At 47.6% G+C, this 11,461-nt stretch carries 9 protein-coding genes; 8 read left to right on the top strand and 1 reads right to left on the bottom strand.

Features of this window, described 5'->3' with window-relative positions:
* Positions 1 to 83: 83 nt before the first annotated feature.
* Complete coding sequence (locus HCX92_RS10520; RefSeq protein ID WP_169294921.1) at positions 84 to 1,250, bottom strand: TRAP transporter substrate-binding protein; 1,167 nt, start codon at positions 1,248 to 1,250, stop codon at positions 84 to 86.
* Positions 1,251 to 2,280: 1,030 nt separating this feature from the next.
* Here HCX92_RS10520 and flhD point away from each other — a divergent pair.
* The 8 genes from flhD (at position 2,281) to HCX92_RS10480 (ending at position 11,439) form a co-directional block, all read left to right on the top strand.
* Positions 2,281 to 2,640, top strand: a complete 360-nt coding sequence (gene flhD / locus HCX92_RS10515) for a flagellar transcriptional regulator FlhD (protein ID WP_371808414.1) — start codon at positions 2,281 to 2,283, stop codon at positions 2,638 to 2,640.
* Entirely contained in the window at positions 2,637 to 3,245 is a 609-nt protein-coding gene (flhC, locus tag HCX92_RS10510) for a flagellar transcriptional regulator FlhC (RefSeq protein ID WP_371808413.1), read from the top strand. The genes flhD and flhC overlap by 4 nt, the downstream gene beginning before the upstream one ends.
* Positions 3,246 to 3,443: 198 nt before the next feature.
* Positions 3,444 to 5,027, top strand: a complete 1,584-nt coding sequence (locus HCX92_RS10505) for a PAS domain-containing methyl-accepting chemotaxis protein (RefSeq protein ID WP_169294920.1) — start codon at positions 3,444 to 3,446, stop codon at positions 5,025 to 5,027.
* A 124-nt stretch (positions 5,028 to 5,151) separates the two neighbouring features.
* Positions 5,152 to 6,015, top strand: coding sequence for a flagellar motor stator protein MotA (gene motA, locus HCX92_RS10500; RefSeq protein WP_169294919.1), 864 nt, complete (start codon positions 5,152 to 5,154; stop codon positions 6,013 to 6,015).
* A 9-nt stretch (positions 6,016 to 6,024) separates the two neighbouring features.
* Positions 6,025 to 7,935: a flagellar motor protein MotB gene (motB, locus tag HCX92_RS10495; RefSeq protein ID WP_169294918.1), complete on the top strand. Its 1,911-nt coding sequence runs from the start codon at positions 6,025 to 6,027 to the stop codon at positions 7,933 to 7,935.
* Between the two features lie 11 nt (positions 7,936 to 7,946).
* Entirely contained in the window at positions 7,947 to 10,133 is a 2,187-nt protein-coding gene (locus HCX92_RS10490) for a chemotaxis protein CheW (RefSeq protein ID WP_169294917.1), read from the top strand.
* A gap of 2 nt (positions 10,134 to 10,135) precedes the next feature.
* A complete protein-coding gene (locus HCX92_RS10485) occupies positions 10,136 to 10,615 on the top strand; it encodes a chemotaxis protein CheW (protein ID WP_169294916.1) in 480 nt (159 codons plus the stop codon).
* Positions 10,616 to 10,617: 2 nt separating this feature from the next.
* Positions 10,618 to 11,439, top strand: coding sequence for a protein-glutamate O-methyltransferase CheR (locus tag HCX92_RS10480; RefSeq protein WP_169294915.1), 822 nt, complete (start codon positions 10,618 to 10,620; stop codon positions 11,437 to 11,439).
* Positions 11,440 to 11,461 lie beyond the last annotated feature (22 nt).

Genomic DNA, 11,461 nt, shown 5'->3' with positions numbered 1-11,461 from the left:
ACTTTCACGCTTGGGAAGAATGAAAGTGACATGAAAGTGCCGTAAACGTCTAGTGCGTTTACAGAAGAGAACAAGCCCCGGCTTTAGGGTTTTTTGGCGGCTGGCCGGGCAAAATAATGGTTATAGGCCATGCGTCGGTTATTGTTGGTGTCCATGTCCCAACTGACCGCCCGCTCAGCAAATGCCCGCTGTGATTCCTCAATTTCCTTGAACAGGGGATTGCTTTCCGCTTTTTTGGCGACAATATCGTCCCAAGTGGTTAATTGCTGCTGAAGAATGGCGTCTGGCGTTTTGTAGAACTTGACATTGTCTTCGGCTTTCAGTTTGACGTAATCTTGTGAATAACGGTCTATGGCTTTCCAGGACATATCGGCCGAAGCGGCTTCTACCGCGTTTTCTATAATGGCCTTCATTTTGTCTGGCAGTGCATTATATTTATCTTTATTGAAGGTGATCTCAAAGGTTTCGGAGGGCTGGTGAAAGCTTTGCAGCATACATACCTTTGAAACATCGGGGAAGCCAAGCAAACGGTCGGAAGAAGCGTTGTTGAATTCAGCGCCATCTAACAGCCCGCGATCAAGGGCGGGTACGATTTCACCACCCGGCAGGGCATTAACGGCAGCTCCCATGGCGGTAAACAGGTCAATGGCCAGACCGTTGGTGCGGAATTTCAGACCTTTCAGGTCTTCTGCTTTGGCAATGGGCTTTTTGAACCAGCCCAGTGGCTGTGTTGGCATTGGGCCGCTCAGGAAGGAAACGACATTGCCACCAATAGAGTCATACAGCTTGACCAGTAATTCTTTACCGCCACCATATTTAAACCAGGCAAGCAACATATTGGCATCCATGCCATAGGCGGGTCCGGAAGAAAACAGGGCAAGCGCATTCTGTTTTCCATAGCTATAACCAAGTACGCCATGTCCGCCATCCAGGGTTCCCTTGGAAACGGCATCGAGCAAGGCGAAGGCAGGTACAACTGCACCAGCCGGAAGAACTTCGATTTTAAGCTCTCCGCCAGTCATGTCATTGATTTTTTTAGCAAAATCAAGGGCGTACTCGTGGAAAATATCCACAGTTGGCCAAGTGCTTTGAAAGCGGAAACTGGTGGGGGTTTGTGCACTGACAATGGCCGGGAAACCCATGCCTACGGCAGCGGCCGTACCGGCTGCCGCCGTGCCCAGGAATTTACGGCGTGATTCGGTTTGTGGTGGGGGTGCGGAAGGTTTTTTTGCAGGACTGTTATTAGCCATGGTTTGTCTCCTATGTGGCTGATACAACTGGTGATACCTGATAGTGATTATGTTTGTTGTGCTACAGACTGCGACTCCAACTAAATTTATACGCACTCTATTATTCATTGTCAAGATCTATGGACTAAGTGTAAGTGCCCATATTTAAATGCAAATTTTATGCTTTTTAAATTGTGCGTATGCATTGCCATGCTCTGCGTGGGAATGCCAGATGACACTCAAAATAATGTTCTTGATAATCGTGTTTTGAACTTGATGTGAATTTACATTTTGTGTGCTATTTTACTTACAATTATTTTGCATTGATCTATATCAAGAAAGTGCCATTTTGTATGGTGCTGAAATAACTGGTCATAATTTCACAATGTGGAATTTAGAAGGATGTAGGCGTGTGGGGAATGTGGCTATTGTGATTGATGGTAATAGAAATCATGGGATTTTTATCAAAAAACATTCTAATCAAATGATTTGAATAAAAGATATTTATTTTTAAAACAACAAAATAGTGCTCAAATTTGTAACATAATAATTCACTTGAATTTCAGGAAATGTAAATTTTGATGTTTTTATTTTTGTAAAAAATATTTTCATATAATTCATTTTTTCATTTGCTAAAGATCTGGATCCTAAAAACACAGATTTTTAAATAATCTCAAATTTTCATTATTGGAGTAATTATTATTAATTAGGGTGTTTTTTGAGGGCGAGAAACGTTACTTAATTGACTATAACAACACGATTTTTATAAAGCCATTCTTGTTTTTTTGTATTAAGCAGGCATAATTCGGTGGTCAAGACAATTAATAAAACACAAATTTATTATTTTGTCATCTAGGGTTTACCGCAGGATTCATAAAAAATAACAATTCTTTTTTATGATGGAAGCTTTGTTAATTAACTTTTTGTTTATCTGGTTTGTTAACAATGAGTTCAGAAGCGTGCAAGTAATTTGTAAATTGGCAAGACTATAATCAACGATGCGGTTATGACTTTGCTTGTGTTTCCGAATAAATTTAATAAGTGACTACGAATGATTAGTATTGGCCAGTCTCCCTTTATGCAGGACACCAACCTGGTGAATGAGTTAAGAGAAGTTAACTTGTCTTATTTACTGTTGGCTCAACGCATGTTGCGAGATGATTTTTCCAAAGGAATGTACCGTTTGGGACTTGGCAGGGAGGTCGCCGAGTTGTTGATGGATTTAAGCACTTCGCAGGTATTGTCGTTGGCATCTTCAAACTCCCTTATTTGCGGGTTCCGCCTGAATGATATTGCATTGCTGGGAGCTCTTACTAAAGATGGTATGAACGGTACCCTTAAGCAGGTACAGGCCTCCATGATGTTGGCACAGCAGAAGCCTGATCGTGTTATGCAGGAGGCATCTCGGTGAGAGAAAAGGTGAAAGCCAAGGCAACAGTGACGGCCAAGGCAAAACCAAAAAGTGTTCTGAAAGATGGTATGGACATTGCTCTGGCCAGCCAGATGATCCAGTTGGGGGCACGCTTGCAAGTGCTCGAGGCGGAAACCGATTTAAGCAGTGATCGGCTGTCCCGGCTCTATCATGAGATTCATCACCGCTCTCCGCCCAAGGGTATGTTGCCATACTCCACCGACTGGTTCATGTCTTTTTACCAGAATATTCATGCAACCCTGTTTTACAGCATTTATCTTAATCTGGTCAGTCATACTGATACCCAGGGGATACAGGCGATTATTGAAGCCTATACGCTTTATCTTGAACATGATGAGGTACAACGATCTTGGGATGAACAAAGCAACGAGCCGGTGTTGAGTTTTACCCGCGCCTGGATGCTGGTTCGATTCTTTAAAAGCGATTTAATGCAAATGTCCACCTGCTCACAGTGCAGTACGGCTTTTGTTACCCACAAGCATGAGTTGGAAAGTGGTTTTGTCTGTGTCATGTGCAAGCCGCCAGCCAGAATTGTGGGCATGCTTAACAAACAGGCAACCGCTTCTTATTACGGCAAGTTTTAGTCGATCTTCTGTCTGTCGGCCCCGTCTTGGTGGCTTGCCTTTGCCTTGGTTGCAGTGTCGTTCAAGGGGGCAGGGGTGCGGCCCTGTTTTTTAAAAAAATTAAATTAATGTCATTTATTGACGTTAATGAACATGCAGCACCGAAAACTATTAACAATTGTTGGCTGACATAAACAGCCTGAATGGATTGCCCAAATCATGCGTAAGAATTTGCCTGTTAACGATATTGAAACTTTAGTCCAGGATGACCAGTACCTCATTTCCAAAACCGATTTAAAAGGGCGTATCACTTACTGTAATCCGGCTTTTGTTGAAATAAGTGGCTTTACCCGGGAAGAGTTGATAGGCAAGCCGCATAATATTATTCGTCACCCGGATATGCCCGAGCTGGCATTCCAGGATTTGTGGGAAAGCGTGCAAAGCAAAAAGCCCTGGACGGGGCTGGTTAAAAACCGTCGCAAGGATGGTGGCTTTTACTGGGTTCTGGCCAACGTGACGCCTATTTTTCAGGGTAGTGAGGTAACAGGCTATGCTTCGGTCAGGGTCAAGGCGGATCCCGAGAGTATTGCCAAGGCCGAAGCCCTGTACAGGCAGATCAACAATGGCGAGAAAATACCCTATACGATCAAACAGGGGCGCAAAGTGCCCTTGGGAATCCGTCGTATCTTTGCCGGGGCAGGCCGCATTTTACAGAAAGGATTTGCACCTGGCCTGATGCGGGCAGCCATGTTGTCTGTCATAGGCATGTTGTTCCCGACATGGCTGGTTGCCACCCAAACCCAATTGCCGGGTGGTAACCCGACCCTCTTCGGAATCATGGCCTTGTTTGTTTTATCCATTGTGTTGCTGTCTCTGAAAATGGCCAGGGATATCAAACAGCCCATTGATGGTGCTGCCGATATTATCCGCCAGATTTCTGCTGGCAACCTGAACAATAACGTCAATTCCATTCCCAAAAACGAGATGGGTGAGCTGTATTACTACCTGGATATGATGCGCAAGGCGCTTATTGGCATCAGTGGTGAGGTCATGGTTGGGGCGGATGCAAACTCAAGAATTGTGACTGCATTGCAGAAAAACAGCCAGACGCTGGCCATGCAAACGGAAGATCAGGCGGCCTCGTTGCAGGAAACCGCAGCCAGCCTTGAAGAGCTGACGGTCACTGTCAAGCAGAATGCCGAGAATGCGCGTTCGGCCAACTCGATTGCCCTGGAAGGCTTGCGGGTGGCGGAAAATGGTAGTGACAAAGTCAATCAGGTCGTGCGTTCAATGGAAGAAATGAACGACAGCTCAAGAAAAATTGAAAGCATTGTCAAAATTATTGAAGATATCGCATTTCAGACCAATCTCCTGGCGATTAATGCCAGTGTCGAATCTGCGCGTGCCGGTGAGGCTGGACGCGGGTTTGGGGTGGTGGCTGCCGAGGTGCGTAATTTATCGCAAAAAAGCTCAGATGCCGCCAAGGAAATCAAGGCACTGGTTCTGGCTTCGGTAGAGGATGTCACACAAAGCTCCCGTCTGGCAGAAGAGGCGGGCAGTGTGATGAAGGAAATCATGGATTCGGTGCAGGGGATGGTCAATATCATGGCTGAAATTTCCACTGCTTCGGTTGAACAGTCCAGCGGGCTGCAACAAATCAACCTGGCCGTCAATCAGATGGATCATGCCGTACACCAGAATTCGGCCATGGTTCAGGTCCTGTCGCAGACCTCCGTTGAGTTGGGTCAGCAGGCACAGGAACTGAAGCAGTCCATTGGCGTGCTCAACAATATGCAGGGTTAAGAGCGGCTAAATGCAGAAGTAAGCCGGTTTTTGCGGGCTGTTCTATTCAATGGCCTGTACGCCCTGCCCGTAAAATGGTATTTTGGTCAGTTTTGGTGTCTTCGGATACGGGTAAGGGGCTAGCGTGTTAGTCGTCATTGGATACGGTATTGTATTAATTTGTGTGTTTGGGGCCTACGTCGGAATGGGGGGGCACCTTAGCGCCCTTTTTCAGCCGCTCGAGCTGGTTCTGATTGGTGGTGCGGCACTGGGTGCTTATGTGGCGGCCAACAACATGCGCTCCATCAAGCAATTGGGTAATAGCCTGGTGCGGCTTTTCAGAAAAAACAAATATGACAAGGCGTTGTATCTGGAAATTCTTGCATGCCTTTTTGTCATTACCCGAAAAGCTAAAAGCGAAGGTAAAAACGTCATTGAATCTCATATCGAGGCACCCGAGGAAAGTGATATTTTCAGTCAGTTTCCCATGGTGCTTGAAGATAAAAGGGTGCTGAATTTCATCTGTGACTATTTCAGGATGATTATTAGCAGTAACATGAGTGCCTTTGAGCTTGAGCAGCTCATGGATGAAGAAATTGACACGTGTCGCCATGAAATGAACGTCCCGGTCAAAGGTCTCAAAGCCGTAGGGGACGCTCTTCCTGCATTTGGGATTGTGGCTGCCGTTTTGGGCGTTGTTAAAGCACTGGCCTCCATTGACCAGCCCCCCGCCATTTTGGGTGACCTGATCTCCAAGGCAATGGTGGGTACCTTTTTGGGTATTTTGATGGCTTATGGCTTTGTTTACCCGGTGGCTGATGCGATTGAGCGCCGTAACAATGAAAGCGTCAAGACATTAGAGTGTATCAAGGTGACTTTGTTGGCCTATATGCACGGCTATTTGCCGGCTGTCGCGGTCGAGTTTGGCCGTAAAGTCCTGTTCTCTTCCGTTCGTCCCTCATTTGCGGAGCTTGATGAACAGGTTCAATTATCCAAGTCAGCCAAGTAAACATACAGTATGTCAGGTAATGCCCCACGTATAGTCGTCCGGAAAAAACGCCCTTCACATGATGAAGGGCATTCGGGTGGATCATGGAAGATTGCTTACGCAGACTTCATGACTGCCATGATGGCTTTTTTTCTGGTGATGTGGATTCTGTCGCTGGTGCCCAAAAGCGAACTTAAAGATCTGGCCGATTATTTCAGGCGGCCGCTGATTTCAGCTGTCACGGGTGATCCTCATAAGCAAGCCAGCAGAAACGTGATTCCAGGCGGGGGTACAGCATCTCCCATTCCCAACCAAAGCAATTTGCCGGATATTGGGGCCTTGATTCCGCAGGTTAACCGTAGCGAGCAAAGTGAAGATAGCGAACGTCTGGAAAACCTGAAACGCAGTGTCGATTTGCAAATTGAGAATAATCCGACCCTGAAAAATTTCAAGCCGCAGATGCTTATGGACATGACGCCAGAGGGTTTGCGTATTCAAATTCTGGACAACCAGCAACAGCCCATGTTTGCCACCGGCAGTGCACGGCTTAACCCCGAAATGGTTTATATCCTTAAAGAGCTGGCTCCATTGCTTAATGATATGCCTAATGGGATATCCATCAGCGGTCATACCGATGCCACGCAATATGTCACTGGTGAACATGCCTATAGTAATTGGGAGCTGTCTGCCGACAGGGCGAACTCTGCCCGGCAGGCACTGGTGAATAATGGTCTGTCTGAAAGCAAGATCAGACGGATATTGGGCCTGTCTTCAACCATCAACCTGGTCAAGGATGATCCGTATTCACCCATCAACCGGCGTATCAGCATTGTGGTGCTCAATCATAGGGCAGAGCAGGTGCTTGATAAAATGAATGCATCGCCGGCTCTGAAGCAGGAAGATCTGGATGCCAGGCTGAAACAGGAAAAAGAAAATACCAGCATTCCTGAGAAATCGTCCCTGGGTAACGTGCAAAGTCTTTCTCCTTCGGTTAATTCCGCCACCCTGGTCACGGCACCAGAAAAGACCCCTGAATTATCGCCCCGTCAGCTGCCCGTGCCGCCTCAAAGCGTGGTGTCAGTGCGCCAGGAGGAGGCTGCTATGCCGTTGGTTGCTGCTCAGTCAGGGCCCAGTCAGACAGAGGTCGATCAGCCTAAGCTTCAACTTCAACCTCAACCTCAACCTCAGCCTGAGACAGTGGTTCAGCTGGTTCAGGGCTTGGGTGACAGTGGTTATGATATTGAAAAAATCATGCCATCTCCTGCCAGTAAACAGGACAGTCTTTTGTGGCAGACGGCAGATACGGTTGTCGGGTCTTTAGTGGGAACCGCAACGGCAGCCATTCCTCCTTCATCGCTGCCAGAGCAGGTTTCAACCACATCGCCGGTGTCACAAAATAAAAACCGGAATTTTTCCCGGGAAGCCAAGGAAATTGAAAATCCTGCCGTTAATGTAGACAAGGCATTTGAAAATTCGCCCGCTTCAGATAAACCAGCAGTGCCAGCGAAGACAACTCCTTCAACCAACAATGCTTCTGACAAGACAGCGGCTTCCGGGAAGAAATCGGCTTCAACGCAGAAAGTAGAGCCCGCCATGAAAGCAGCCCCGGCTAAAAAAACAGAGCCGGTGAAGAAAGCAGAATCGGTGAAGAAAGCCGTACCAGCCAAGAAAGCAGAACCGGTAACGAAAGCCGCACCGGCAAAAAAAGCGGCTCCTGTCAAAAGCGTCAATCAGGAAGTCGATGATGGTGTCGGTAAGGTGGGAATCATCGCAAAGCAGGGAATGCCTCCAGCAAAGGTAAACCCGGGTAACAAGGTTTCGTCTGTGAGTAAAAGCGGCTCCGGGAATTCCTCCGACACGGCCAAACCAGGTCCATCGACCAAAGCGGTTGAGACGGAAATTGATCTCAGGAGTATTCTTCACAACAATTTTTATCAGTGACAGACAGGTATATGAGCAGCCCAGATTTAAGTGAGTTTCATGATACGTTTTTTGATGAGGCCCAAGAGCTTCTCCAGGGTATGGAGCAGACCCTGCTGTCCCTGGATCCAGAATCCCCTGATCACGAATCACTGAATGCGATTTTTCGTTGTGCCCATTCCATCAAGGGGGGGGCTGCCGCTTTTGGGGTTTTTGATGATCTGGTCAGCACAACGCACAAGCTGGAAAATATCCTTGACCTGGTGCGCAACGGGAAAATGCCCCTGACGCATGAGGCGATCAGTGTTTTTCTAAAAGCCAAAGATGTGTTGTGGGACCTGGTGCAGGCTTATCGGGAACAACGTGAACCTGGCAGCGAAAGCGCACATGAATTGCTGGTCATGTTGCAGCAACTGGGCGAAGGCAAGTCTGCCGAGGCAAAACCGGTCCTGGCACAAACTGATACTTCGTCTGTGCCAGAGCAGGCTGAGTCGGGTATTGAAAAGAGTACGCAGTCAAAAACACCGGTGGCAGAGCCTGAAACGACATCGCAAGCCACGCCGGAAGTTGTCATCCCTGAAGGGGAAAAACTGCTTAAGGTCACCTTGATGGATGTGTCGGAAAAAGACCGTTTGTCCTTGCATAATGAATTGGGCATCATGGGAACCCATATCCGGCAATCCAGTTCGGGCAATGAACATTATTACTGGTTAAGTTCTGCCTTGCCGCCCGAGGACATTATTGCCGTATGTTGCTTTGTGATTGATGAGTCACAAATTAAAGTGGAAGAAGACAAGCCTGTTGCACAACAGCCTTCCATAAAGGCTCCGGAACAGCTGGCGGTAACTCCAGCACCCGCTCCAGCACTGGCCACGGCAACTTCGTCGTCTTCGCCTGTCGCGGTGTCCACGACTGCTCCGGCACCCATCCTGACGGCAAAAACCGTTAGTGAGGCACCGGTAAAACAGGCGGTGCCCAAAGCCGCAGCGGCCAGCAAAGAAAGCGGCACGATTCGTGTACCCATCCAGAAAGTGGATCAGCTGGTCAATCAGGTGGGTGAAATGGTAATTAACCAATCCATTCTGATGCAGGCCAACCAGTCACTGGATCCCATTGCACATGCTTCCCTGATACAGGATATCGAGCATATGGGCAGTGCCTTGAGGACCCTTCAGGAAGCAATCATGGCTTTGCGTATGATGCCCATGGATTATGCGTTCGGACGTTTCCCACGGCTGGTGCGGGAGACCGCGAGCAAACTGGGCAAGCAAATCGAACTGATTACCAAGGGCGGTGGCACCGAGCTGGACAAAGGCCTGATCGAGCGCATGATCGATCCCTTGACCCACTTGATTCGCAACAGTCTTGACCATGGCATTGAAATGCCTGAAAAACGGATTGCGTGCGATAAAGACCCCGTGGGGAAAATTACCATCAGTGCGCAACACCAAGGTGGCCGCATCATCATCGAGGTAATCGATGATGGCGCAGGCATGGATCGTGAAAAGTTAATTAACAAAGCGATTGAAAAAGGTCTGCCCGCCTCGCATAACATGACCGATGATCAGGCCTTCATGCTTATTTTCGAAGCCGGGTTTTCTACTGCGGAAAAAGTGACGGATGTGTCCGGTCGTGGAGTCGGTATGGATGTCGTCAAGCGTAATATCCAGGAACTGGGTGGCCTGACGCAGATCGAGTCCGAAAAGGGCAAGGGCACAACCATCCGGATTTCGCTGCCCCTGACGCTGGCCATTATGGATGGCATGACCGTGCAATCAGGTAAAGAGCGATTTGTGCTTCCTCTGAGCCATATTGTTGAATGTCTGCAACCTGCCAGCGACCAGATCCGTATTCTTGAGGAAAACAAGGCCTTGCTGTTATTGCGGGGAGAGCATTTGCCCATTATTAATTTGTGGGAAGTGTTTTCGATTCCACATACAGAGCGTGATTTGCAAAAATCCATTATTGCTGTTTTGCAGGTGGGCAAAAGCCGGTATGCGCTGGCGGTTGACCAGTTGCTGGGCCAGCATCAAATCGTGGTCAAAAACCTTGAAACGCATTTCAAACGGGTACCGGGTGTGTCCGGGGCCACCATTTTGGGCGATGGCAGTGTTGCCCTGATTCTGGATGCGGCTGCCATTCTTGAGCAAAACAAGTTTGGATTGATGCCTTACGGTGCGGGATTCAATAGCCCCGTACTACAACAAGAGAGAGTTTAAGCATGAGCCAGGAAAAAAAAGATGAGCTGAATTATCACTGTCTGGTGTTTTGTGTCGATGGCCAGGAGTTTGCCATTGATATTCTGAAAGTCCAGGAAATCAGAGAGTATCAGCCGGTAAATGTGACACGCGTGGCACATATGCCTTCGTATATACAGGGCTTGATCAACTTGCGTGGGCAAATTATTCCCATCATAGATCTTCGTATTAAACTGAAAGTCCGCGAAGTCGAGTACACTCCGCAAACCGTGGTGATTATTCTGGGATTGTCTGACCGTATTGTGGGTATTGTGGTGGACAGTGTGTCAAATGTGGAGCTGATAGCCAAAAACACGATCGAGCCACCTCCCAGTGTGAATAATCCTGCCCCTTATTTAATTGGTTTGACCACTTACAAAGACCAGTTATTGCAAATCGTGGATGTTGAAAAACTGATTGATCATGAACACTGGACCTTAAGTGACCTTAACCATGAGACGTAACCATGGATGCCCTGACTCGATCGGCCTGGACAGAGACTAGTTATAAGCGTGCCTTGAAAATGCTTCATGACAGAAGCGGTATCATCGTGGGCGAGCACAAGATGAAATCAAGCGAAAGGTTGCTTGAGGGTTTGCGCAAAGAGTATGGTTTTGTGACCATTGACGATTTTCTGGATTCCCTGGGGAACAACAAGGATCATTCCGGTTGGCCAGCGTTTATCAATTGCTTTACCATTAACCATACTGCGTTTTTCCGGGAGCCGCATCATTTTGAAATTCTGGCCAAGTACATAGAAAAACACCGCACCAATTGTGCCATATGGTGTGCTTCCTGCTCTACCGGAGAAGAACCCTATTCCATTGCCATGGTGTTAAATGAAATAGTGGGTGAGCAGACGCCTTGCCCCAGGATTGTGGCCACAGACATTGATGGTCAGGCAATTCAAAGGGCCAAGGCAGGCATTTACAGTATTGACAAATTAACGGGAATTTCCGAAGAACGCCTGCGCAGGCATTTTCTCAAAGGCAATAATAAATTTGAAGGCAAGGCTAAAGTCAAACCGGCCTTATGCGACAGAATAGAGTTTTCCGAATTGAACCTGATGTCGTTTTCATGGCCAAAGCCTGCCATGTTTGATGTGGTTTTCTGTCGCAATACCATGATTTATTTTGATCACGAGACACAGGTGCGTCTGGTGGCAAATTTTGCGCGTTCAATGAAGCCGGGTGGCTTATTGTTTATTGGCCATTCAGAAACCCTGGCATCGACCACAGATCAGTTCACCCTGTTGGGACAAACTGTATACCAGCGCAATAATCGTTAGTTTTAAAGCAAGAAGAAATATG

The organism is Advenella sp. EE-W14, assembly GCF_012923605.1.
Taxonomy (GTDB): domain Bacteria; phylum Pseudomonadota; class Gammaproteobacteria; order Burkholderiales; family Burkholderiaceae_B; genus Advenella; species Advenella alkanexedens.
The sequence above is the reverse complement of the archived record's forward strand: the minus strand, read 5'-3'. Positions and strand labels throughout refer to the sequence as shown.

What these genes read in the sequence shown, in the direction of transcription:
- HCX92_RS10480 (WP_169294915.1), top strand. Translation starts at nt 10,618, where the DNA reads ATGGATGCCCTGACTCGATCGGCCTGGACAGAGACTAGTTATAAGCGT.
- flhD (WP_371808414.1), top strand. Translation starts at nt 2,281, where the DNA reads ATGATTAGTATTGGCCAGTCTCCCTTTATGCAGGACACCAACCTGGTG.
- HCX92_RS10520 (WP_169294921.1), bottom strand. Translation starts at nt 1,250, where the DNA reads ATGGCTAATAACAGTCCTGCAAAAAAACCTTCCGCACCCCCACCACAA.
- HCX92_RS10490 (WP_169294917.1), top strand. Translation starts at nt 7,947, where the DNA reads ATGAGCAGCCCAGATTTAAGTGAGTTTCATGATACGTTTTTTGATGAG.
- HCX92_RS10505 (WP_169294920.1), top strand. Translation starts at nt 3,444, where the DNA reads ATGCGTAAGAATTTGCCTGTTAACGATATTGAAACTTTAGTCCAGGAT.
- HCX92_RS10485 (WP_169294916.1), top strand. Translation starts at nt 10,136, where the DNA reads ATGAGCCAGGAAAAAAAAGATGAGCTGAATTATCACTGTCTGGTGTTT.
- motB (WP_169294918.1), top strand. Translation starts at nt 6,025, where the DNA reads ATGTCAGGTAATGCCCCACGTATAGTCGTCCGGAAAAAACGCCCTTCA.